Below are 24,983 nucleotides of genomic sequence, written 5' to 3' on the forward strand. Positions count from 1 at the left end.
CCTGCGTACAGCTGCCACCCATTCGCTTGGTAACGAACGTGGCAGCTCCTCAACAATAGGAGTTTCGCCAGATGCACGCCCTCAATCCGTTCAAAAATCGCGCCGCAGCTCATCGAGCAATGGCTCTCGCCGCTTTACACGCAAACTCCAGCCTCGCTACACGTCTCGCCCGCTACAACGCTCACATGTCCAAAGCTCGCTCCCTCGAATCTGCAGGGGGTGCTCGATGAAAAGCCTGTTGAGCTTCGCCCTGCCCGAAGACCTCCTGTGCGTCAGCAAAGAGGCCGAAGCCGGTATCCCGATTGACGCCATCACCTGCGCCATTGATCGCGCCTCGTCTGTGCTGACCCTACTGGAAGATCACTTTGAAGGTGACACCCCTCGCCTCTCCAACCACATCATCGCGTCCGTGCTTTGGGATGTTCGCGGCACGCTTGGCTTAATCAGAACGCTGGCCATGCATGCTGATACGGCATCGAACCAGAGTGATTCCTCTGGGGGTGCAAAATGAATACTCCCCCAAAAGGTAATTCACGCCGCCCAACTTTTGCCCAAGTCAAAGCCGCAGCTCTGCGCAACATTGATCGCGTACTCACTCAATGGCTACCCAACGGCAAGCGTGTAGACGGCGGTAAGGAATACACAGCACCCAATCCAACCCGCACCGACAAGCGCGCAGGCTCACTCAAAATCAATCTGAGCAAAGGCACCTGGGCTGATTTTGCGACCGGCGATAAAGGCGGCGATCTGATTGATTTGGTGCGCTACCTGGATGGCGGCACGGACGTAGAGGCCTGCAACAAACTTGCGGATCTGCTTCGGCTGAACGCTGAGGATTCGCCATCAAAACCAGCACCGACTAAAAGCCCAGCACCTGAGTGGAAAGCAATTCAACCGATCCCAGCGGAGGCCATGAATAAGTGCCCTGCCAAGCATCGGCAGCACGACGCGCCATCCAAAGTCTGGATCTATCGCGATACTCAGGGCCAGCCCCTTATGGTGCTTTATCGCTTTGACCTCGGCACAGACGAAGACGGCAAGCCCAAGAAAGTCTTCGCCCCGCTAACGTGGTGCCAGAGCTCCGATACCCAAACTACTCAATGGCGCTGGCAAGGCTTGGCCGAACCTCGCCCACTGCTTCGACTGCACGAACTCAGCCTGCAAGCAGGTGCAACAGTGGTGCTGTGCGAAGGTGAAAAGGCTGCAGATGCTGCCGCCGAACTCTTCCCAGCTTACGTGGCTACCTGCTGGCCAAATGGCTCGAATGCCTGGCACAAAGTTGACCTGTCCCCTCTCAAAAATCGCACTGTCGTGTTGTGGCCCGATAACGACCCGAGCGGTACAACCTGCATGGATGCCGTTGCTAAAAAACTGGAAGCAATTGGCGCCGAGTCAGTTCGCGTAATTGCGCTGGAAAACTTCAAACGCAAACCCACCCTCAAAAATGGCCTGCCCGGTTTCACCAAGGGCGGCATGTGGGAGCAAGGCGACGATGCCGCGGACGCACTCGCCAAAGGCTGGACGTCGAGCCACATTGCCGAGTTGGAGTGCACTGGCGAACTGTTTGGTACTGCGCCTGCTCCGACTGTAGAACCCAAGGTAAAAACACCGGCAAAGCGTGCCTCGAAACCCAAAACCGACACTCTACCCAGCGGCTTTCGCCTGACTCACGAAGGGGTGTTTTATTCCGGTGAAGATGGCGAGTCACGCCCTGTTTGCTCACCACTGGAAATCCTCGCTCGCACCCGCGATGCCAAAGGTCATAACTGGGGATTGCTGGTCGAGTTTGACGACCCCGATGGCGCAAAAAAACGCTGGAACATTCCGGCGCGCACCATGACCGGCGACTTCGGAAAAGACGTTCTAGGCCCTCTGGTAGATATGGGGTTGCGCCTTGCTGGCACACGCTCCAGCCGCAATGCGCGTAACGATCTGCAGAGCTACTTCCAAGGATTCGACAGCGCACAGCGCGCACGCTTGGTCACACGACTGGGCTGGCACGACAGCGCCTTTCTACTGCCAGAGCAGCAAGTTGGTTCCCACGCTGAGCACCTACATTTCTATGAAGCAGGCGCCCAACTGCCGCCTATAAGTGAGGCAGGCACCTTGGAGCAGTGGCAAGAGCAAATCGGCGCCTTGTGCGTTGGCAATCATCGCTTGGCATTTGTGGCCAGCGTGGCGTTTGCTGGGCCACTGCTGCACATGCTTGGTCATGAATCAGGCGGCTTTCACCTGTACGGCGACAGCTCGGGCGGTAAAACGACACACCTGCAAGTCGCTGCCTCGATCTACGGAGGGCCCCGCTTGGTGCGGTCATGGCGTTCGACCGATAATGCACTGGAGTCCATAGCAGCCGCGCACTCGGACGGCCTCCTGGTACTCGACGAAATCGGCATGTGTGACCCCCGCATCATTGGCGAAACCGTGTACATGCTCGGCAACGGCACCGGGAAAGCCCGCGCTAACGATCGTGGCCAAGCGGGCCGACAGGTTCAGGAGTGGCGCCTACTGTTTCTATCCACAGGCGAAAAAACTTTGGCGCAACACATGGCCGAAGCCAACAAAGAGCTCAAAGCAGGCATGGAAGTACGCATGCTCGCGGTGCCTGCAGATGCTAGTAAAGGGCTCGGCATGTTCGACGTATTGAATGGTTTTGAGGACGCTGCCGCCCTTTCTGACGCACTCAAAGCCCGAGTGGCCAAATACTACGGCACACCGCTCACAGCCTTTCTAGCAGCGCTGTGCGAGCCCGGAAAAATGCACGGCTGGGCGATCATCCTGCGCCGCACGCTTGAAGGGTTTATTGCCAAATCCCTGCCCGCCTCAGCGAGTGGTCAGGCCCATCGCGCAGCCCTTCGCTTTGGCCTTGCGGCTGCAGCTGGTGAGCTCGCTACCGCATTGGGCATCACCGGTTGGCCTGACGGCACCGCGACCACAGCAGCCCGTGTCTGCCTCAACGCATGGCTGAATGAACGCGGCGGCGCCGGTAACTATGAAGGCGATGCCATCGTTGCTCGGCTGCGCCAAGTCATCGAACGCTTCGGTGAAAGCCGCTTCACGCGCTGGGAATCCGCCGCCGCCAAGATCGACGAGCACGGCCCGCGCACCATCGACCGGTTGGGCTTTCGCAAATCGTTGGAGCATGGCCTGGGCGACGAGCTGCATACCACCAACACCTACTACGTGCTGCCCGAGGCGTGGCGCTCCGAAGTATTTAAAGGCATGAACATCAATGCCGTGAACAAGGAGCTGCTGCGTCGTGGCGTGCTCGAGCCGGGAAGCGACGGTAAGGCGTCTAGCCTTGTCCGCCTGCCGGGCCTAGGGCCGCAGCGCTGCTACATCGTAAATACGGTTCCGGGGACGGATGAGAGCGAGGCCAGGGCTGCCTGACGGCAACCCATTGTTCGAGGTAGCGCCGGCTCATTCCCGGCCTCGCCAGCCGCTCATCCAATCCCAAATCAAATATGAAAGGAACTAGAGACGTGAACGAATTCCAAGCATCCACCCAACAACGTGAACTACAGAGCAATAAACAGGAAAGCCTTGAGATCACAAACCTTGCAGAGCCTATTTCTGACACCAGTGAAAAAACTGAGCAGTGCGAAAAAAGACGTCATCTGCTGGATGAAATCGAAAAGCTGAAAATCTACCGCGACGAACACCTGAGCGAAGCCGAACAACTCTATACAGGTATGTCTCCTCTGGAAGTGCTATTGGAGGGCAGCGAGGTAATGGACGCTGCTCGCGAATATGAAATCCGGAAGCAGTACAACGAACTGAAAATCCCTTATGACTCTCGAAAGCTTCAAGCCAACATTCTGAGCAATCAGATTGCTCGTCGCGAGAAGCTCGTTAATCACGAAACCCTGATGGCGGGCTACACCGAGTCGATGGATAACTGGAAAGCCGACGAGCAAGAACTAAATGAAAAACGGGACAGCCTCAGTACCCGTTTGAAACAAATTCAACAGCAAGCAAACGAGGACATGGCAAAAGCCCGTCAAGCAGAAACCGATGCAGCAACCGCCTATGCTCAGGCCGTGGCATGGGGCGACACCGAGGGTGAAAAAAAAGCCGATGCGGACGCGCAAAAGCATGCAAAAAACCTCGCAACTGCAGCCGAGCATAATCGTCGCCAACATCTGATTATTGCCGCACTGGAGCAGGAGCTGATCATCGTTGATCAACACATCGTCGAGGCAAAAAGGGAATATAAGGCGATTGAAAGGCAGGCCCTGCTCCTAGCTCATACAGTGCTGGAAGAACAATGGAACGAAAAAGCCAAGGAGCTTTTGGATATGGGAGGCAAGCTCTGGGCTGCGTATCGACTGATAGATCGCGATCAAATCAGCCTAAGGAAGCTACAGCTTCCTGAAGAAGGCGAACGATTCTATAGCTGGGATAGTAGTGATTTGTCGGAACGCTCTTACAAGTACACCGTCCAGGACGTCCTTGCAATGTAACCCCTCATATCTCCCGAAACGGCCTAATCCAGGGCCGTTTCGATCCCCCAAGAGGCTCAACCATGAACGCTGCAATACAAAGCAAAAACAGTTATTCAGATACCCTGAAAGCAAGAAAATCCCACCTGAACGGACTGATCAATCTCGTAAAACCGAAGTCTGGGAAGACTACAAACATAGAAACCATGACGATTGCAGCAATCAACGCAGAGATTAGTATCATAGAAAAACAACTGAAAAAACGGGGCTAACACTAAGGTGGAAGCCCCTAGGCTTCCGCCTTAGCCTGAGCTTCAAATATCTGCCAACAGCCCTACAATCCTTCACCAAAAATTTCCATACTTTTGGAAAATTTTTTAAAACGGCGATTTTTTCCGATTCAAGGCCTTTGCAACTGGCCTCAATCGAACAGGAGCGTCTGAAAAATCGAAGCCGATCTAGTTTGTTTCCGCTAAAGTCTGAGGAAAAGGAAAGCTCACCCCTCGGGGTACTAATGATAGAGTTGATATCGTATGGATGCAGGCAAGAAAAAAGAGCAGTTCAATATTGCGTATTTGCACGCAATGGCAGCCCAAGCTGGACTTAACCCAAGTCAGCTTATGGTTGATGACGACAGTATCGATATCCAACTTTCGGGTAAGGGATTTACTGGCATGCTTCGGAACCCCATGGTCCAGTTGCAGCTGAAATGTACCTCTCAGAACTTGGTTTCTGGAAATGTTATAAAATTCCCTCTATCTCGCAAAAATTTTGACGATCTTCGCGGCGGTAACGTGATTTGTCCGCGTTACCTCGTTGTGCTATTGATACCGGAAGACGATGAGTTGTGGGTGAAACATCACTCCTCGCACATGGCTCTGCATAATATCTGCTATTGGCTCTCACTCAGGGATTTCCCGAACACTAACAACATCTCATCCGTTACCGTTGAGATACCACTTTCACAGCGGCTAACCACCACAAGCTTGCGACACCTGTTAACGCTGGCTAGCGACGGGGAAAGCGCATGATACGGGATGAACTTGCCAAGCTTCTTCGCGATATAACTCCAGCACAAATGGAGTCTTACATGCTGTCCCATGGCTGGTTTCGCGACGGAGACTTCAAAGGGCTAGCGTCAATATGGCATAGATCCAGCCCCGACCAAGCCGATGCGGAAATCTTACTACCTAGTTCCGCTACTTCTAAAGACTTCGCAGATCGCATGGTAGATGCAGTAATTTCCATGTCAATATTTGAGGTTCGATCACCTATAACTGTATTAAAAGAGGTTATGGGTTACTTTTCCGATCTAGTCCGAATACGTGTATTTCACGATGATGTTGATGCTGGAACTATTCCAATTAATGATGGTGTACTCTTAAATATACGCGCACGTGATCTAATGGCTTCTGCGGTGATGTCTACAGCGTTTAAGAGACGGCACTTTATGGGGAAACGATCGCCAGAAGTGAAGGCATACATTGATTCGCTCCGCTTGGGGCAAACAGAAGTTGGTAGCTATATTGTGAATATAATCGCTCCGACTGGGCCAATACAGAGCGACCAGAAGTCTTTTGAAGATGTTCCATTGTCAAATATCGTCACTTCTAATTTGGCGTCTGGTCTTGAGGCTCTGACCCTTGCAGTCGATAAATTTTCGACAATTGGGGACCTCACCGTATTTGATGCAGCAGTTGCTAGCGGAGCAAGCTCCAATATGTGTGATGCACTTATAGGACTCAGTGGTGCAGAAAAGAAGCGCGGTTTTGAAATTTCAATTACCCCATCACATTGCCATCAAACCATTTCAAGAATAAAAAAATATAGATTTGATTGTGAGACCATCGCCAAAATCGCGGACGCGTCAGCCTATTACAAAGATAACTATGTACTGCCAGCGCGAACTATCATAGGCTCTATAAAACGATTGGACAGGCCATTGAATGACGAGGCGGGTACCATCACAGTAACGACGATGATTGGAGATACTGAAAAGCATGTGTCTATTCAAGTGGGGCCTGACGAGTACATGCATGCTGTAAATGCGCATAAGCAAAAAACAGCGATTCAATGCACTGGCGACCTTCATGTTTCGGCACGGAGCTCGAAGCTACTAAATCCATCGGGGTTTCGGGTCTTATCTAACGGTGAGTTTCCCTTCTGATTAAGTCAAGCTGGTAGTGAGTTATATGGATACGGACCTCCGGTGGAGAGAGACTCCACGGCTTGAAAAACCGCCAGCTTGAGCGCCAGACGGGAGTGGAAAAACTTTATGCGCCCACCTGTTTTGGCGAGTGGACGCAATGGGCGAATGTGTTCTTGACGTCGAAATACTCTAGCTAATGATCAAATGGCTCGATTGCCTGAGATCACTTCTCAGAAAAAATTAACTACCATTAGGGGGAGACTCAGGAACAATGCCTTTTTCAAAGAAACTTTCAGATTGTTCTGCCAAGCTCACATCGTCAACTAGTTCGTCGCAGCGCCCAAACTTTCTATAGAAACGGTTTAAATTACATATGTAAATTGTGTAACCACCCTTGTCTGAGCATTCCACGTAGAGACGATTGAACTTGGCAATATGCTCTTCATATGAGTCGAAATGAGGGTGAACAATTCTGAACAACAAAGGATTTTTAGGATAATTTACTCTGCTCGCCGCCAATACTGGTTTTACTAATACCTCTCGACTGGACTTGAACTCGTTACAGTCAGGACATATTACACACATATTCTTAGGTTCAAACATAAAATCAAGATACTGGGATTTTGGAACAATATGCTCAATTTGCGCTCCAAATGCTGAATATGATGAGATCGGCCCTAAACAGTAGACGCACGTAAGCCGCTGAACAGTCCGATAGTACTCTCGAATTTCTCTTCGAACGGGCTGTAGCACATCATCGCCCCAACTTGTATGCGAGTAGTTAGGCGAAGCTTTTTTCTGTTCGACGATCACAGACGATGCATCGCTAAATGCTAAGGGCTTTTCAATTAACGGCATAGTGTTCACATAGCATAGCAACGGATAGAATTAATTCTTTTACCGGATCGCTCTCATCGAGTTGTTCTTTAAATTGTAAAAGTCGTGACAAATCCGCCTGAGAGGATAGCGTTACTTCTTTACTGTGCTTTACTTTTGCTAGAAGGTTAAAAGCAAGACGAGAAATATACTCATTCATAATACCAGGAGCATCAAATAACTCTGCCAGTTGAAAATCTGCTGACTTATCGTGGAACTCTTCTGCGTCGTATAGCACACCGCGAGACAAGGAAGCAATGTAGCAACCGCGACCTCGTAATCTAGCTATTATCTGAGGGGAGTGAGTTGCGATGATGAACTGGCAGTTATGATAGCTGGCGAAGGATGAGGTGAGCAGTTCCATGAACTCTTCTTGCCATCTCGGGTGCAGGCTTATCTCGGGTTCATCAATAAGAATTAGTGAGTTATCCGTTATGTGCCCCGAAATACCCAAAATTAGCACCAACAAACATTGTTCGCCCGAACTGGCTTTTTTTAGAGATAGCTGGCCAAAACCAAATTTATCTAATGTAAAATCCATCAGCCGCATCAGCCCTACTTCAAGAAGGACCAAGACGGATAATATTATGGGTTTACTAGCCTGATAGTTACCAAAATTTAGTGTAGATTTGGAAAAATCAGCTTTTAGCTCAATTGCCTTTCTTTTAGTCAAAATATTATTAACTGTAACCATTGCGTCTAGGACTTCAAGTAGTCGACCATAATGTAAATTCTCCAGAAGTTCAAAATAACGCTCGTCAACCTCTATTGAATGTTCGCGCTCTAGCCGTCTAAGCTCAATTGCCAGGCTAGTCCCCTCAACTCTAGATATATCGTAAGTATCCCGACTATTCCGTAGATAACCTGGCTTCAAAATAAAATCGGCAACAGGACGAAAACTTAGTGAGTCAAAAACTGCCGCGAGATTATGAGTCCCATCTTCTGAAGTTAGCTTCTCCAGCAGTCCTTTTGCAGCAGATGAAATTAGAGATACAGAATTAGAGCTCTGATAAATACCCTCAGTTCGCATTCCGACGTATCTATAGTTAGCCTTAGTAGTATTATTGGATCTATTTCGTGGACTAGGAAATTTATCAAAGGGACTAGTAGATACCGCGATAACCTTAGAATAATCTTCGGTCACGATAGAAATTTGCGCGATAGAGGATAAAAGGCGACTTTTTCCGATTCCATTTTTTCCGACTAAAATCGTGTACCAGCTTTTAACTCCTGGCGGCACCTCATCAGGAGTAATTCGCACAAGTTTTTTATCAAAATCAATGTTTATCAATCGCGAATCCATTTTAAATCACTCCTTATCCATTTGCCCGATGCTTGATGTTAACTGTGCGCTTCACCTCAGTCACTCGCTCTTCGAAGTGTTCTTCTATTCACTCATCACAATCTATGCTCCTGAGGTATCATATATGCGTCTAAAATGAAAGCTTGTGACCGGAAGCTAACTCCCTAAAATAGGCGCTTTCTGACACTAGTAATCATTGGACCGCGCATGTACGAGCGGTCCTACTCAAAGCAAACCTATTGCTTATGTTTCATACAAAATATTTTTTGACTTAATGCAAACGTAGCGATAACTATGGCCAGGATATTCGTAACAGCTAGAAAGCCTGAAAATCTTGCAGGACTATCAGGTCTAACTATTTTAGCATTACAAATATTATAATCCGAAACCGCGCTCCAAATTGCTAAATACGTTAAAACTGTAAAAGTAGAAAAAATCAGCATAGCCCAGCTATTGCGTATCATCCAGAGATGTCTTCTCTCAAAGAGAGACTTAATATAAGCATCTCTATCAAGTTTACATTCAGACTGATCAAGTATATTGGGCAAGGCGAAAGCGACTATCCCGCTATTCACAAGAATTATTATTGTACGCAAACCAAATTGTTCGTAAAAACACCAAATTCGGTAAGGATTTACGAAGAGCGAAAGCTGACTCGACATAAAATCAAAATATGAGGCAATTGCTTCAAACATATAAGTAACCTCTAAACAAACTCGGAATCGTCTGCGGTCCAGTAGTTCCAGTTCGCTTGCGTGAAGTTACTGAGCTTATTAGCAGCCATGAACTCTCTTGGAATTATGTACTCCGAATCTGTTTCATCCTTTATTTGCTTGACCGTTTCAGCATCTAAAAGAGGGAAATCCATAAGCGTTTTGTATGCCGGCTTGTCTTTCTTGCTGGACAATTTAAGGTTATATGCTGCTAGCTTTTTTCTGCAGTCAATAGCGTAATCTAGAACCTTCATACAAAGTTCAGCACCGGCTTCCACTCCATTTTTGTTAGTGGCAACTGCACCACCAAGAAAGAGGCTAACTTTCGGCCCATAAAGCTCGTAATACAAGTGTAAAAGACCCGTAGATATACCACCTGATATAGTTGGTATAAAGCGAGACCTCTGAATGTGACTACTAAAGCGATTTATAGATTCTGCCAACAGTGTTAAGTCCTCAGTCGCATTGTAGTGTCTCTTATTTCCTGGAAGGGCAACAAAACCACCAGGGTACATTATATCTACGCCGCACTGAGATAAATACTTATCGAAGAAAACATCCGGAATACGTTGAGATAGGGCTTTCTTGATTAGCGGGTAGGATGTGATTATTATATCCGGGTTCAGCTCTTTTACTTTTTTTATCTTGGATATTGCGTCAAGCCCAGCATCTATTTTGACTGTCACAGGGTAATTGGATACAGCCGTTGACAGCTTCGCTATAGCGCGCTCCAGATTACCCGAGTAGTTACTCAAGTTCACAGAGTATGTCGATATATTACCTCTCGGCTTGTAGAGTTTGGCGACTTCACTAGCGAGCTCGATATGCCAATCTAGGTCGTACTCATTTAGAAGCATTTTTCTTGTATCGGGTTCAATTATATTGAAACCAAGCTTCGCTGCTTCTATGCACTGCACTCTGAAGTCTTCATTGGATAATCCAAGCCTGGGCTTTACCGAAAACCCTAGCAATGGGGTAAAGTCATCCAGCTTAAAATTGTTTCGAATTGAGCGCGGCTGAGTACGTTTTAAAATCAGGTTATGCTCAAGTTCTTTCCATTGAACATCATTAATGTGGATTCGCTTTATTGATGCATTTGAAATGCTAAACATATCTCCCACAATGGAGTCAATGAGATGTGTATCTCCGCCAGAGCCGATGGGGAAGTAGCGAGAAGGAATAATCAACTCGAAAAAATATTCTTTCCCTCTAATGTGAGTAAACTTATTTTCTAAAAACCTCGGATCTAAAGTATAACGAATATCAGGACTTAAACGGTCAATGATTTTTTTTGAGTAGCTATCAAAACTGCCGGCCAGGATATTCTGCCTAATTGACAGAAACACACTCTCAATTGTAGTGATTGATTCCTCGGACAGTTCGATTAATCCATTGATTATTATACGTGGCATGTCAGGTTATCCGGATTAAATAAGGCTGTGATTTCAAATGCAATGTACGAATCACTGGGGGTTTTTAATATAGTACGCGCCTTCTCTGCGGCGTCCGCTAGAGAAGAGGCTATAGGTATAACACTTTGGAAGTCTCCGATTTTTGCAAGTACGGACTCAATGGATTCACCTGTAATTACTTTATTAATCATACCCCAAAGTTTTTTATTTGTGCTATAACCCAGCCTCAGCTCTACTGGCCTACCCGGGTATATATGACGCTCCGTGAATTGCCCACGTGCACGGCGTAGCTCCCAAGTTTTTTTATTATTCGCAAACCATAAAAAAGGATCTTGTGATAAAGGTACGAACAATCGTGCGTTTTCAACGACCGACGTACTTTCTATTTTTTTCCAATAATACATTTTTACGCAAGGCTTAAGTTTTGGGAAGAGATCGCCATTAGAACTATAAGATACCGTACTTTGATTTCTAAGCTTAATTTTGTTGAAGCCTGCGTACTCTAAAAAGTCACGTGATAGCGAGTCTTCGACTCCACAGGTACGAATAACTTCTACATGCTTCACTGGAAAAGGTAGCACTGCAGGGATAGCTTTTAATGTCTCTTGTATCAGACGGGTTCCAATATGGTGATCACTGTACTTTTGCGCTTTTGCAATACGACTAACCCAAATCAATTCTAGCTGATTCTGTAGTGCATTATGGATTTCAGAAGTAGTACCACCCCAGCCTTCAAAACTTATGTTTAAATCTTCGCATAGCGATGTGTTTATATAGTACCTGCCTTTAGGATTACCAAACTTCAGAGTATCGAGAATACAGCAGGCAACAACTTCGTCACGATCCTTAAGAGCAAAAAAAAACCCCCTATTAGGAGAGGTGAGATAATGAACCCTAGATATCAAGGCAGTACACGCTTTTTTGTCTTTCTCCGATACCACAACCGAGAATGTTAGGGGAGGAAGTTCTGGAATACTGATTGCTTTACAGTAGTAAGGATATACCTGAATTACTGCATCGTTTAATTTAATGCATACTACCTTGTCTGCATTCACAACCAAAACGGCACCTTCATTTGCCAATACAGACTTATAGAACCCTGATAAGCCAAACGGTATATGTATTACACTTTTGTCAGCAAAGCGAAAAATGCGCTGACTGTTTATGACTTTCATCCTCAGAATCCTTTTTAGAGAACTATTTTTTATAGACAACAAATTGATACTTAAATGGCAGGAGCTGGCCTACTTCTATTCGTGACTACAAAGTAAATTGGCCTATAGTGCTAATTTAACATCTACAAACCTAGTGATTCGCTCAGTCAAATCGAAAACCTCAACAGACAGAAGACGATACTCATCCGTAACTTGTTCCTGACTTTTGTTAGCTAGAAAAAAAAGCTTAGTGGCCGACTCACGAACTGCACGCGGAAGATCGTCTAGAGGATCAATTCCATTGACACGAACCCAACGATCGATTGCGCCAGTAGAAAGGCCATAAAGTTCTTCCTTCCAAAAAATTCGATTAACAAGGTTAAGAATTACACGCTGGGCGTCAATTCGATTGTTGAATTCAGTCATGGTGAATGCTTGCTCCGTAACGCTTCCATCCAACGTGGAACATTCGAGACTGCGTTGGTAGCGGTAATAATTTCTTCATGCGAGAGATTTACTCCATAACCTCTTGTCGATAATAATCGTGCACGTATTAATATGGAGAATGCTTGAGAATCAATATCGAGGCATGGCTGAGTCATCAGAGGAGACTTTCTAGAGAAGATGGGTTGTCCAAGCGAAAGCGAATGACAGGTCGCGAAATTTCGAATGGCTAAGAACATACAAGAGAGGTGAAAAGTCGCACTATTGGAAGACTGGCTCAGTTCGTGATAAGAGCGGTCGAAAAGCTTTCGGAATTTGATACAGTCTATGTCACCTCCGATGTAACGCGCGGGTTTACCAAGGTCACTTAGAAAGTCCGTACCATCCGGCGAGAAAAGCAACCTTGACTCTAGATGTAAGTGCCAAGCAAATGGATTGCCCTCTTCCCACAAAGCTTGAACTCGTTCATATCGATACACCGAATATTTTTCGCGATCAACCTGCTCTGCTGAGCAGTCGACGCAGGCTAGCAGATCAATATCCGACCCTAGGTCGATCTCGCCTCGGCAGACGGATCCGAAGGCGTAAATGTGCATATTCATCGCCGTCCAAACCGTTTTACGAGAATAGCTGTGAGAAAGGCGAATCCAACCAAGCGCGAAGCAGCAACAATTGAGGAGAACCAGATTGGGTAAGAGTGTGGTGTGGCTATGCCGAAAAACACCCCAGGTGACGCCACCAGGCTAGCTAAATAGGACGTCAGATCCCAAGGGTTACCGAACTGATAGGTATCGTAGAAAGCTATTAGAAGATGAACCACTACGATTGCCCGCAACAGCTTAAGTGTATTCTCGCCGTTACCCCAAATCGCATCTAGCGCCCTGAATTCAAGCCATTTAATAAACTGTGGCACCTTTTTCCAGCCCGGATACTTATCACGATAATATGTTTCCCTGGATGACCAAGACATTTTCAGATATCTCGATGTAGCCTCTAACTCCAGCGAAATTGCCCTGTTTACAGCTTTGGCATCACCGATTTGCTGGAAATTCATTCGAAGCGATCTGGCAAACCGCATTTTCAAATTTTCCTCACGCGGTGCCTCTCTCTCAAGAATATCGTCGTCGATTTGACAACGCTCGAAGATCGCATATTCAAACTTGCATCCGGAAAATGCGGACTGATGAAAATTGCAGCCAACGAACCGGCAGCCGGTAAAGTCGCATGAATCGAAGTTACAGTTATTGAAGTAGCAAGCGTCAAAAACGCTGTGCTGGAAGGAAACCTTCCGTAGCGTTTGTTTCTTCGCGTTTAGTCTAACGTACACCTTGAACGCATAGTCTTTAGGCTCGTTTTCGACATTTCTGCTGACGTATAGGTCAGTTATAACCTCCCGATTACCTGGCAGTAGTGCCTCTCGAGGCTTCGTCTGCAGGATATCGGCGACGCCACCGGTCGCTAGTGCCTCAACGCCTGCGGTGCCTGCGGGTGGGTTCTCGTCCATCATACTCAGCTTATGCTGCCCTTAGCTCTCGATTGTTGAAAGCATAGTGACCTAAATAGCCGACGCTTCAAAGCCCCTTAGAAATCGCGCAAGTTTCAACATTCGCAGGCAGCAAAATCCCTGAAGGTGCATCTTTCGTTAGTAAAACACAGTTGGGTAATGGTGACTTTCAACAGATTACTGTTGGCACATTACCGGCTCAGGCCTACAACAGGCTCGGGTCGATTGCAACCATTACGAGTGGCAATCGAATGTAACACCTGCTGCTCTTGTAACATTACTTTTGAGTAAGCCCCAGAGCTGTGTAACAAATAGAAATCACTTAAAAATCAGCTACCTATGCATGGTCGTAACACCCGTAACACTCGTAACATAGTTTTTGAGAGCCCCCTGCCCCTTATCGAGGGCTCCTCCAGCGATAGGGGCGAAGGCCCTTCCCGATCCATCAAAAGAATCGGGGGGCCCCTGATTCTTAGTACTAGACACGGGGCAGGAAACCCGCACGAAATCGTTAGTGGCTGGGTTCCAAAGTTTGTTGACCACACTTGACCGGTTGACCCAGTTGACCCACCTAGGTGTTCACTATCATCAACACATCCAATGCCCTGCTGCGGGCCAAGACCTACCCCTCCTCTTTTCTTCAATACCTTTCAACTTCAACGATTGAAATTTCAATAAGCTGGGCGCCCTGCTGCTAAAAAAATCCCGCGGGTTTCCTGCCCCGTGTGCGACGCTTTCCTCCAGGGGCCCCGGCAGATATTTGGGATCTGCCATCGTCAACGGGCAATATGGATCACACATCACACTGCAAGGATTTGCCACATGCCTAAATGGGATCTGAATCAGCTGAGGGCAGCAGTTGAAAGCCGTCATGGACGAAGCCAACGCAAAGCGATATCGCCGTCAGTTGACTCAATTGAGCAGCGAAGAAACTTTGCCAGTTATCACTATCACGAATTCCTCCGCGTAATGAAGGAAGCAACAAGCGCACATGATGGTGACCTGGCAATCATGCTCCTTATTATGGGGGCCGATGAAGATGCAAGCAGCGAGTTCAGGTGGGCGAGTTTTCAAGCTGCCGCTCACGTCACAGCCTGCGTTCAGAGCATGCACAGCGTTGCCGATATCCTTGCCCACACCCTGTATTACGCATACGGCATGAATCTAGATCAGGGAAAGACTCTGGACGCACATCGTATTGGGATCCGTACCGTCTCCCAACGGCTGCCAGAAGGAACGGTCAAGGAGCAACTAAAAAAGCTGGTTGAACACGAGTCTTTCGTCTACCTCTCGGCACTAACAAATCACTCGAAGCATCGCAGCATCGTCACTACCCCCTACTCACTGGATCTCACGGGCGAAGCCGCGTCATCACATGGTTTGAAGTTTTCTGCTTTTGAGTATGACGGTGAAAATTTTACCGAGCGGTGGGTTCGGCCTACGTTAGAGGCCGAATACACCCGACAAGCGCGTTTGATAATAAGTCTTGGACAGGCACTGAATGCAGCCTTGATTGCGGATACTTAACACGCGTCGTCGCCCGCATATCCCCTGCCCTGGCATAGCAATCCAGTCAGACGATGCAGGGTAGAGTTTGAAGACAGGTTTGAATGGTGCTGTCGAGACGACTCATACTAGGGCAGCAAACGTGATCATGTATCCCTGCGTGTATCCCGAAACAGCAAACCTCTCTGGAGGCCTTGAGTTTACTGGAACACTACAGTCTCCCTCGGGCACCAAACAGCAGCAACTGCAAGTTTCTTACAGGACTTGCAGCACAGAGAAACCGGCCCCCGAGCCGGTTTTTTTGTGCCTGACGATCTACCCCTGCCTGCCCCTATCCGCTGTACCCCCCTCCTCCCTATATCCCCAGCTGAAACCGCCAATCAAGTTCAAGCAGGACTCACACTGCTGTGCAGCGGCACCGAGCTCTGCGCCTGCGCCCTGTAGCGAGTCTTTGATCGACTCCACCATCGGGGGCCTATGCTGCCTGTTCATCGCTGACCACCGGGATGAAGCTGAACTCAGGTATCCGCTGACCCGGGCATTGAGGCGTTTCAGTTCGCACAAATCATGGGCGTCGCGCACGCTTAATGCTGTTAGATCGGAGCGGGATAGAATCAATATATGTCGACCGTGATAAAAGCTTGTGGACTGTACCTGCGGAAAAAAAGAAGATGCACAGCGGCTCAGTGAGCCTCACCCCTGAATGGCATTGATAACGCTACCCTCTACGATGCAGCCAGGCTTGCGTGGCCAGGATTGATCCCGCGCCACTTGGCGTATTTCTGCACGCCCCGTGAAAATCCGCGCAAATGCACCTAGGGTTAATCATCCAGCGCTGCATGTCTGGAGGGTTTATTGTCGGGCCGCGAAAAAAATATTGCCGTCCATTACCGCTCCTGAAAGCGATTAATCACTCAAACAAATTTTCAAAGCTGCCCATTTTTTGGCGATCCGGCACCTTGCAGGCAAATTGCACTATCGTTCCAACACCGCAGCTAATGCCTTATCCAGCATACGATTTTCTGTTTATCACGCTCATGCAATGTGGGATTTAAAAGAGTCTTAATTATAACTTCCCGATAAAAATTATTATCCAGCATTACATATAACGTCAAAAAAACGACAACCCCTCAAACAATCCGCAACTCTGCCATTGTATTGACACGACAGTTTGCCCCCGGTAATAATCTTCCCCGGTCATAAAACATGTTGATGCCATCAGCACACAGAAGTGTGTTATTCGACATTAAACGACCTCACACAGCGTAATCGATAGTTCCTGGAAGCAATGGCCCTTGCCATTGCTGAACGCGCTCGCATGGTGATTATTGGTTTTTCTGTGAATTCAATCACCGCTTAGTTACGAGTTTGTTCCGGGCAGTTCTGCTGGCTGTTTACTTGATTCTCTATTTGATGAGTAATAAAACATGAAAAAAATTCTAGTGTCCCTGGCTGCACTGAGCCTGTCCGTTACTGCTTACACTGCAGTGGCTGCAAGTGGCAATGTTGCCTTTACCGGTGAAATCGTACAGTCCACCTGTAAAGTTTCAGATCGTGACCAAAACAAGCAAGTTTACCTGGGCAAGTACCCGACGACAGCATTCCCGACTTCAGGCTCCACCAGCGGTGCCAAAGCGTTCGATATCAATCTGGAAAAGTGTGAAGCCGGTGATTACACCTTGCGCTTTGATGGCAACACCCCTGCCGGTCATCCTGAGTTGCTGGCCGTTACCGGCGGTGCAGCCGGTGTAGGTATTGAAGTCCTGGACCACAATGGCGCCACGCTGCCAATCAGCCAGGATGTTACCAGCCCGGCGCTGGTCACTGTTGCCGCTGACGGCGCCAACCCGGGTTCTGCCACATTCAACCTGCGCGCCCGCTACAAGTCCTACCAGGACGTGGTGACTGCCGGCCAGGCGAACTCGACCGCTACCTTCTCTATCGAATACAAGTAATTAAACCCGCTGGAGCATTACTGGCCAAGGACGGCCTATTTCCGAGCGCTGAAACCTTTATGAAAAAAGTACTCTTGTGTGCTTTGCTCGCCTGTTCCGCGAACACGTTTGCTGGCATTCAGGTGGACGCAACGCGGGTTATTTATAACAGTGAAAATCAATCGACATCACTCTCTATCCATAATGACAGCGACGCGACCTATATGGTTCAAAGCTGGCTGGATACGGGGGATGCGAGTCGCGTACCGCAGAATATACCGATCATTGTGACACCCCCTATTTTAAAGCTGGCCCCGGATAAAGACGCCATTTTGCGCTTTATCTATTCAGGCGAAGGATTACCGCAGGATCGCGAATCGTTGTTCTGGATCAACGTACAGGAAATTCCGCCGGCGCCGAAACAGGAGAACGTGCTGCAAGTTGCAATTCGCACCCGGATTAAATTGTTTTATCGCCCTGAGGTGTTAAAAACCAACTTGCAGGCTGAGGCGCAAGCCTTGAAGTGGCAGCATCAAGGGCAGAAGTTAATCGTGACTAATAACGGCCCCCTGCACGTGACCCTGGGTGTATTGACACTTAACCAGGGTGACAAGACCTGGAAAGTCAATGCCGACATGGTGAAACCTTACGACAGTTTGAATATAACACTGCCACCCGATGCTCAGTCCGCCAATGGCCTGTCGTTTACCTATATCAATAATTATGGTGGCCATACCGAGATTAAAAATGTCTCGTTAAATTGAGTCAGGTTATTCAGGGGATACACAAAGTGGTACACAACAAAACAGCAACGTCCACGCTGGCACGCAACACCAATATGGGTCACAGCGCAGGTTATTTTTTTATTGTGCCATTTTTGCTTTCTCCTGCTGCCATGGCCACCGAACAGTTCAATACCTCCTTTATCCGTGGCAACGACTCTATCGCCCAGGTCAGCGCTTTATCCGGCAGCGATGACATCCTTCCCGGGCACTATCCGTTCGATATTTATTTGAATGGCCAGCGTGTTGACCATCGCGATGTCGAATTCAGGAAAGCGGCCCCGGACCAGCCCATAGTGCCGTGCCTGTCAGCACAGGACTACCAGGGCTATGGCATCAAGCTCAGCGACCGCCAAGTGCAGGATGCCAGCGATTGCTTTGCCTTGAACCAGCAAGTTCCGGGCACAAAGCTGAACTATGACGCGGCACTGCAGCACCTGGATATCGATGTGCCGCAGCTGTATCTGGCGCCACGGGCACAAGGCTCCATTTCACCCAAGGTGTATGACCGCGGCATCAATGCCGGTTTTGTTAACTACAACTTCAACGGCAGCCACAACCGCTATGGCAATAATCAGGCAGACAAAACCTCTGACTACTCGTTCCTGAGCCTCAACAGCGGGGTCAATCTCGGCAACTGGCGTTTGCGCAACAACTCGACGCTCAGCCAGCAATCGGGTGCGGGCTCCAGTTTCGATAACATTTCGACCTGGGCACAAACAGATATTGTGTCCTTGCGCAGCCGCCTGGTGATCGGTCAGACCAACACCGACAATAACGTTTTTGACAGTGTTCAATTCCGTGGCGTGCAGTTGTCCAGCGCCAATGACATGTTGCCCGAGAGCCTGCGCGGATATGCCCCGGTGGTACATGGCGTAGCGCTGACCAGTGCCCGGGTTGAAGTCCGGCAGAACGGTTACACCATCTACAGCACCAATGTGCCTCCTGGGCCCTTTGCCCTGACCGATATTTACCCGAGCACTTTGAGCGGCAATCTGGATGTCACGGTCATTGAAGCCAATGGCTCCAGAAGCAGTTTCAGCCTGCCCTTTTCTTCAGTACCCAATATGTTGCGGGAGGGGATCTGGGACTATCAGCTGACAGCGGGCAAGTATCACGATGGCACCACCCGCTATAAACCCAACTTTGTACAAGGCACCTTGTCCGCCGGGATGGCGTACGACATCACGCCCTACGGCGGCCTGATGATGGCGCAGAACTATCGTTCGGCCGTCGCCGGCCTGGGTAAAAACCTGGGTAACTGGGGCGCCGTGTCGGTCGACGCGTCTTTTTCCGATACCGACCTGGCCAGTGGTGACAGCAAGCAGGGGCAGAGCGTGCGCTTCCTGTACTCCAAGTCGCTGAACAACCTGGGCACTGAGTTTCGCATAGCCGGCTACCGTTACTCGACCTCGGGTTATTACGATTTCACTGACGCCGTTGCCGAACGCGACCGTTATGAAAACGGGGCTTACCGCAACGAGTACTACGACGAAAACGACAATGACAACCTGGGCGTTCCGGGTTGGGCCGAGTCCCGTCGCCGCACCTATTACACCGATACCTTCGGCAATAAACGCCAGCGTGTGGAACTGTCGGTCAATCAGCGCCTTGGGGGCAGTTCGACCCTGTATGCCAACCTGAGCAACCAGTCTTACTGGGGCGGCAGCGGTGAGGATCGAACCCTGCAAGCGGGCTTTAACAGCAGCTACAAAAACACCAGCTATGGGGTTTTTTATCAGGACAGCCGCAGTAACTATGGTTACAAGGACCGCAGCCTCAACCTGACCGTCTCGATTCCGTTCAGCTTTTTGCGCAAGGAATCGTCCGACATGAATGCCAGCTTCAGTGTCGGTCACAGCAAGCAGTCGGGTAACACCTACAGCACTGGCCTGAGTGGTTCTGCACTGGACGACAACCGGCTCAATTACGTGGTGCAGACCGGACACGACGAATACTCCGGGCAGACGTCCTCGGCCAACATCGGCTATCAGGGGAGCAAGGGCCTGATCAACGCGGGTTACAGCTACAGCAACGAATATCAGCAAACTTCGCTGGGTGTGTCCGGCGGCATCGTCGCCCACCCGGGAGGGATCACGCTGACCCAACCGCTGCAGAACACCTTCGTGTTGATTGAAGCCGAAGATGCCAAGGGCGTGCGTCTGGAAAACCAGCCCGGCGTGGCGATCGACGGCTCCGGGTATGCGGTCATGACCTCTGCCACCCCGTATCGCCACAACCGTGTTGCGCTGCGCACCGAAGACATTGGCAGTGGCCTGGATATTCCCCTGGCCTCCAAAGATGTAGTGCCCACACGTGGCGCCATTTCCCATGTGAAGTTTGAAACCCATACCGGCCAAAGCCTGCTGGTACACAGCAAGATCAATGACGCTGACTCCCCGCCCCTGGGCGCCAGTATTTTCAGCGCGTCAGGCAAGAACAGCGGCACCGTGGGCACCAACGGAGATATTTACATCTCGGGTGCCTCTGCAGGTGACCGGTTGATGGTCAAGTGGGGAGAAGACCCAAGCGAAAGTTGCTCGTTACAGGTGCCTGAGTTGAAACCCATGGGCGAAAAGGCCACGGGCTATCAAGAACTTTCGCTGGTCTGCGTAACACCATAAAAGGAAAGTCCATGTTTTTCTTGTTGAAGCATAACCGTCCGGGGCTCGCTGCCGGGTTGATGATCATGTTGGGACTGTTCTCGCAGAGCAGCCATGCCTTGTCATGTAAAGAAAACGGCAATATTCGCCAGGATATTGTGCTGGCCCAGTTAATCAGGGTCTCGACTGCCAATACAGCAGCGGGCGCCTTGTTGTGGCGTTCCCCGACATTCACTTCAACTTTCCAGTGTACGGATGACCGAAACAAACCCGCCGGGGAAAATGCCTATCTGTATTGGGACCCTAAAATGAATTTGAAGAATATTCATAATTCAATTGAAGTCGGGGTCAACTACAACAGCATCGATTACAAATTGGTCAATTCCGCGAGACAGGATGTCGGCCCCGGAACCCGCTGCCGCAAACAGGGCAGCCGATGTTTATCCCCGGCACAGTCGCTCAGTATTACCGTGTCGTATTCAATCTATATCAAGGCCACGGGAGCACCGCCGCCTGCGGGCGGCAAGATCACCAACACCGGTGCTTATTCCTTGTTTCAGGTCGACGGTGTAGGCGGGCTTAATAATGTCGCCGACAGTAACTTCAACGCTTATATTTCCGGGTTGGGCAATATCCGTTTCATCTCCTGCAATCCGAAAATAACGGTCAGTGCCAATAATGGCTCGGCGGTAAACTTTGGCAGCATCCCGCGGCAGAATGCGCGGGTCGGTTTTATAGAGAAACAGGTGCCCTTTTCCGTGACTGCCGACACCTCGGGCCCGGAGAGTGGCCAGGACTGCCAGGGCCAGGTATTGAACGCCAGTTTCAGCTCGACTTACCCCGTGCAGGACACCACGACCATTCTGCCGACCAGCGACAGCGGCTTCGGAATTTTACTGTCACAACAAGACACGCCGATGACCTTCATCCCGATGAATACCCCCGTGGAAATGGGACTGGTGAATGGCTCCAGCGTCAGGAAAAACTTTCTGGCGAGCTTGAAATGGCTTAATACCAATCCGAAAGTCGGCCCCTTTCGAGCCTCTGCGAATATTGATGTTACCTTTAAATAAGCCATTGAACCCTGCGCCTCAGACAGGTAACTACAGTGACTCGACCCGTTCAAGAAAAATGGATAGGTTTGGATTAACTATTTGGCTTAAGTTATAGTAGTCAAGTCTAAAACCGGACAACCGTTATAAAAATAGAACTAAAATCAGCCCCCTTGCACGGGCATGGGCGACACCGATAACACTGATTTAACTATATTTTAAACCAACCCTTAAACTCGATAGTTTAAGGGTTGGTGACGGCTGCTTATCGGCTTTAGCAACGGACTTTTCTAACCCGCGACGCCAATAAAAACAATGTTGCCTTAGGAATATACCCCACACTCAAGGAGGAAGAAGCACCATGAATACCAGCCCTGCATTTAACGTTGAACCTGCTGACAAACTCGAATTGAGTATTCCGCAGAACCTCTATGAATCGCTGGCTTTTCTGGCCGCCCGCCATGACCGCAGTATCAACGGCGAAATCAAACAAGCCTGGGTGCAATGGACCGACCAGTTGTCTGACCTCAAGGTGATACTGGCACTTTTAACATCCCGTTATGGCAATGAACATAAAGCCGAGGTCACTCGTATTGATCTGCGCACCCCGCCCGACAACATCAAACATCTGCCCTGCAAGTTTAAAAAAGGACAAGTCCATCAAATAAATGAACAAGCCAATATTTTAAGGGTGTCCATGAACTCAGTCATTCTGAAGGCATTGGCATGGTGGGTTAATACCTGGAGACAGGTCGATCGGCTGAATGCTGGCGCAGGGTCCGGTTCCCAACCCTATCCGTGCTGGTAACGAGGAACGCTCACAACCAGCATGGGGGACTCAAGTAACCACCGGGCAAACCCTGGAAGTGCCTGCTTACTCCGCCTCCAGCGCCACCAGCCAGCGCGCTTCGGAGCGCAGCAAATGCTGGCGCATGGCTGTCTGGGCAGCGATCACGTCTTTGCATTCCAGTGCCCGCAGGATCGCCTGGTGTTCGATCACCGCGGCGTCCCAGGTGCCTGGGTTTTCCAGATGCTCGCTGAGGTGCGATGAGATCGGGCTGTGGCGCTCATCGAACAGCGAGGTGATGATCCGCACCAGCGCCGAGTTGCCGGTCATTTTTGCCAGCCGATGGTGAAACTTGCGGTCGTCAGCCAGGGGCGGACGATTGGCTTCGATGCTCGCGCGCATGGCATCGATGCAGTCCTGCAGGTAGCGATAATCGCTTTTTTTCCCGTGCAGGCACGCCAGCACCACGGCTTCGCCTTCGATCAGCGCCCGGGCCTGCATCAACTCGTTGGGGCTCTCGCCGAGGGTTACGGTGCGTGTGCCACCCTCTTGCAGGCGCGCAGCCACATAGACCCCGGAACCCATCCTGATTTCGATACTGCCTTCGATTTCCAGGGCAATCAGCGCCTCGCGCAGCGACGGCCGCGACACCCCCAGCAACTGGGTCAGATCGCGCTCGGGAGGCAAGCGCGAGCCGACCTTGAAGTCGCCCTGGACGATGTATTCACGCAGCCGGTCGGCAATTTTCTGATAGAGCTTGCGCTCTGAAGGAGGATACGAGGAGACCATCGAGGCAGAGTCCGGGAAATGATGCCAAAGGCTATCACACAGCCCGCTGCGGGCAGCAGAAACCTCGCCGCCAGCCTGACAGTCATTTCCCGGCATTGGGTACAGAGCCTATTGCTGGTCTTGCCACTGCGGACCATTGGGGTATTCAAAGTGCTCCAGCGAGGACTCCTTCATGGTCACGCTGTACCCCGGCTGTTGTGGCGGCATGTAGCGCCCGCGGCGGATCACGATCGGCTCGAGAAAGTTTTCGTGCAGGTGGTCGACATACTCCAGTACCCGTTTTTCCAGGGACGCCGACACCGCTATGTAATCGAACAGCACAATGTTCTGCGAGTACTGGCACAGGCCGACGCCGCCGCCATGGGGGCATACCGGCACGCCGAATTTGGCCGCCATCAGCACCACCGCCAGCACTTCGTTCAGGCCCCCCAGACGCGCCGGATCGAGCTGGCAAAAATCCATGGCAGCGGCCTGGAAGAACTGCTTGAACATCACCCGGTTGTGCGCGTGCTCGCCGGTGGCGACACCGATCGGATGGATACGCTGGCGAATCGCTGCGTGGCCAAGCACATCGTCCGGGCTGGTGGGTTCTTCAATCCACCAGGGATCGAATTCGGCCAGCCGCCGCATGTTGGTCACCGCTTGATCCACGTCCCACGTCTGGTTGGCGTCCATCATCAACTTGCGATCCCAGCCCAGCTCTTCACGCAGGATTTGCGCGCGGCGCATGTCCTGCTCGATATCGGCCCCGACCTTTTGCTTGAGATGCGTCCAGCCGGCCTCGACCGCTTCACGGGCCAGGCGGCGCATTTTCTCTTCGGAGTAACCGAGCCAGCCGGCGGCGGTGGTGTAACCGGGGTAACCCTCATCCAGCATTTGCTGTTCGCGCGCGGCCTTGCCCGGCGCCGCCCGACGCAACATTGCGATGGCTTCCTGGGGCGTCAGCGCGTCGGTAATAAAGGTGAAGTCGACACAGCGCACCAGCTCTTCGGGGCTCATGTCCACCAGCAGTTTCCAGACCGGCTTGCCCTCCTTCTTCGCCCACAGGTCCCACAGCGCGTTGATGATGGCCGCGGTCGCCAGATGCACCACGCCCTTTTCCGGGCCGACCCAGCGCAGCTGGCAGTCACCGGCAACGATTTCATGCCAGTAGGCGCCAAAGTTGTCGGTGATGCTTTCCAGGGTGCGGCCGGTGACGAACAATTTGGCCAGGGCCTTGACCGCTTCGACGCACAAATCGTTGCCGCGACCGATGGTGAAGGTCAGGCCATGGCCTTGCAGGCCATCGTCCGAATCCGTGTGCAAGGTGACATAGGTCGCGGAGTAGTCGGACGTCGAGTTCATCGCATCCGAGCCGTCCATGCTCTTGGAGGTGGGGAAGCGAATGTCACGTACAGCGACCTGGGTAATGAGGGTAGACATGGGGTTATCCTGAAATTGAAGCCGGCTGCGCCGTTGCCGCTGGCAGCAGGCTTATTCATGTTATTTTCGTGCCGCGGGCGCAGTCTGTCCTGCGCTGCCAGTACGCGAAAT

General features: G+C 50.3%; 22 protein-coding genes. 12 read left to right on the plus strand and 10 right to left on the minus strand.

The annotated features are described in order from the left end of the window. The first annotated feature begins 226 nt into the window (after positions 1-226). The 6 genes from JQ845_RS15205 (at position 227) to JQ845_RS15230 (ending at position 6,609) form a co-directional block, all read left to right on the plus strand. Positions 227-511, plus strand: a complete 285-nt coding sequence (locus JQ845_RS15205) for a hypothetical protein (protein ID WP_055102046.1) — start codon at positions 227-229, stop codon at positions 509-511. Then, on the plus strand, positions 508-3,390 hold the full coding sequence (locus JQ845_RS15210; protein WP_203009204.1) for a DUF927 domain-containing protein: 2,883 nt from the start codon (positions 508-510) through the stop codon (positions 3,388-3,390). The genes JQ845_RS15205 and JQ845_RS15210 overlap by 4 nt, the downstream gene beginning before the upstream one ends. 230 nt (positions 3,391-3,620) lie before the next feature. Next, on the plus strand, positions 3,621-4,463 hold the full coding sequence (locus tag JQ845_RS15215; protein ID WP_203009273.1) for a chromosome segregation protein SMC: 843 nt from the start codon (positions 3,621-3,623) through the stop codon (positions 4,461-4,463). Between the two features lie 62 nt (positions 4,464-4,525). Next, entirely contained in the window at positions 4,526-4,714 is a 189-nt protein-coding gene (locus tag JQ845_RS15220; protein WP_203009205.1) for a hypothetical protein, read from the plus strand. A gap of 261 nt (positions 4,715-4,975) precedes the next feature. Beyond that, positions 4,976-5,473: a DUF4365 domain-containing protein gene (locus JQ845_RS15225; RefSeq protein ID WP_203009206.1), complete on the plus strand. Its 498-nt coding sequence runs from the start codon at positions 4,976-4,978 to the stop codon at positions 5,471-5,473. Further along, a complete protein-coding gene (locus JQ845_RS15230; RefSeq protein WP_203009207.1) occupies positions 5,470-6,609 on the plus strand; it encodes a hypothetical protein in 1,140 nt (379 codons plus the stop codon). The genes JQ845_RS15225 and JQ845_RS15230 overlap by 4 nt, the downstream gene beginning before the upstream one ends. Before the next feature lie 222 nt (positions 6,610-6,831). On the opposite strand, the gene JQ845_RS15235 is transcribed toward JQ845_RS15230, so the two are convergent. From JQ845_RS15235 to JQ845_RS15270, 8 genes are all read right to left on the minus strand, one after another. Then, positions 6,832-7,449, minus strand: a complete 618-nt coding sequence (locus JQ845_RS15235) for an HNH endonuclease (protein WP_203009208.1) — start codon at positions 7,447-7,449, stop codon at positions 6,832-6,834. Continuing rightward, positions 7,436-8,770 (minus strand): AAA family ATPase, encoded by a 1,335-nt coding sequence (locus JQ845_RS15240; RefSeq protein ID WP_203009209.1) that lies wholly within the window; start codon positions 8,768-8,770, stop codon positions 7,436-7,438. The genes JQ845_RS15235 and JQ845_RS15240 overlap by 14 nt, the downstream gene beginning before the upstream one ends. Before the next feature lie 236 nt (positions 8,771-9,006). Further along, positions 9,007-9,465 carry a hypothetical protein gene (locus tag JQ845_RS15245; RefSeq protein ID WP_203009210.1) on the minus strand — a complete coding sequence of 153 codons (459 nt, stop codon included), beginning with the start codon at positions 9,463-9,465 and terminating at the stop codon, positions 9,007-9,009. 11 nt (positions 9,466-9,476) lie between these two features. After that, positions 9,477-10,895 carry a hypothetical protein gene (locus tag JQ845_RS15250; RefSeq protein ID WP_203009211.1) on the minus strand — a complete coding sequence of 473 codons (1,419 nt, stop codon included), beginning with the start codon at positions 10,893-10,895 and terminating at the stop codon, positions 9,477-9,479. Then, on the minus strand, positions 10,883-12,070 hold the full coding sequence (locus tag JQ845_RS15255; RefSeq protein WP_203009212.1) for a hypothetical protein: 1,188 nt from the start codon (positions 12,068-12,070) through the stop codon (positions 10,883-10,885). Before JQ845_RS15255 ends, JQ845_RS15250 begins: the two co-directional genes overlap by 13 nt. Before the next feature lie 102 nt (positions 12,071-12,172). Next, on the minus strand, positions 12,173-12,475 hold the full coding sequence (locus JQ845_RS15260) for a hypothetical protein (RefSeq protein ID WP_203009213.1): 303 nt from the start codon (positions 12,473-12,475) through the stop codon (positions 12,173-12,175). Then, complete coding sequence (locus tag JQ845_RS23315) at positions 12,472-13,095, minus strand: nucleotidyltransferase domain-containing protein (protein ID WP_203009214.1); 624 nt, start codon at positions 13,093-13,095, stop codon at positions 12,472-12,474. The genes JQ845_RS15260 and JQ845_RS23315 overlap by 4 nt, the downstream gene beginning before the upstream one ends. Continuing rightward, positions 13,092-14,000, minus strand: a complete 909-nt coding sequence (locus JQ845_RS15270) for a pentapeptide repeat-containing protein (protein WP_203009215.1) — start codon at positions 13,998-14,000, stop codon at positions 13,092-13,094. Before JQ845_RS15270 ends, JQ845_RS23315 begins: the two co-directional genes overlap by 4 nt. An 819-nt stretch (positions 14,001-14,819) precedes the next feature. On the opposite strand from JQ845_RS15270, the gene JQ845_RS15275 reads away from it, so the two are divergent. The 6 genes from JQ845_RS15275 to JQ845_RS15300 all read left to right on the plus strand — a co-directional run bounded on the left by JQ845_RS15275 (position 14,820) and on the right by JQ845_RS15300 (position 22,682). Next, positions 14,820-15,524: a hypothetical protein gene (locus tag JQ845_RS15275; protein WP_203009216.1), complete on the plus strand. Its 705-nt coding sequence runs from the start codon at positions 14,820-14,822 to the stop codon at positions 15,522-15,524. A 1,406-nt stretch (positions 15,525-16,930) separates the two neighbouring features. Next, positions 16,931-17,458 carry a fimbrial protein gene (locus JQ845_RS15280; RefSeq protein ID WP_003443401.1) on the plus strand — a complete coding sequence of 176 codons (528 nt, stop codon included), beginning with the start codon at positions 16,931-16,933 and terminating at the stop codon, positions 17,456-17,458. A 59-nt stretch (positions 17,459-17,517) separates the two neighbouring features. Further along, positions 17,518-18,201 (plus strand): fimbrial biogenesis chaperone, encoded by a 684-nt coding sequence (locus JQ845_RS15285; RefSeq protein WP_203009217.1) that lies wholly within the window; start codon positions 17,518-17,520, stop codon positions 18,199-18,201. A 104-nt stretch (positions 18,202-18,305) separates the two neighbouring features. Next, positions 18,306-20,843 (plus strand): fimbria/pilus outer membrane usher protein, encoded by a 2,538-nt coding sequence (locus tag JQ845_RS15290; protein ID WP_236010216.1) that lies wholly within the window; start codon positions 18,306-18,308, stop codon positions 20,841-20,843. An 11-nt stretch (positions 20,844-20,854) separates the two neighbouring features. After that, entirely contained in the window at positions 20,855-21,895 is a 1,041-nt protein-coding gene (locus JQ845_RS15295; protein WP_003443404.1) for a fimbrial protein, read from the plus strand. A 340-nt stretch (positions 21,896-22,235) separates the two neighbouring features. After that, positions 22,236-22,682, plus strand: coding sequence for a hypothetical protein (locus tag JQ845_RS15300; protein WP_003443405.1), 447 nt, complete (start codon positions 22,236-22,238; stop codon positions 22,680-22,682). Positions 22,683-22,748: 66 nt separating this feature from the next. Here the strand turns inward: JQ845_RS15300 and JQ845_RS15305 are convergent, their stop codons facing one another. Together JQ845_RS15305 and JQ845_RS15310 are read right to left on the minus strand one after the other, a co-directional pair. After that, complete coding sequence (locus JQ845_RS15305; protein ID WP_003443407.1) at positions 22,749-23,450, minus strand: FadR/GntR family transcriptional regulator; 702 nt, start codon at positions 23,448-23,450, stop codon at positions 22,749-22,751. 108 nt (positions 23,451-23,558) lie between these two features. Further along, positions 23,559-24,872: an L-fuconate dehydratase gene (locus JQ845_RS15310; protein ID WP_010655607.1), complete on the minus strand. Its 1,314-nt coding sequence runs from the start codon at positions 24,870-24,872 to the stop codon at positions 23,559-23,561. Between the last annotated feature and the right edge of the window lie 111 nt (positions 24,873-24,983).

Origin of the sequence: Pseudomonas paraversuta, from assembly GCF_904063065.1 — a bacterium.
GTDB lineage: Bacteria > Pseudomonadota > Gammaproteobacteria > Pseudomonadales > Pseudomonadaceae > Aquipseudomonas > Aquipseudomonas paraversuta.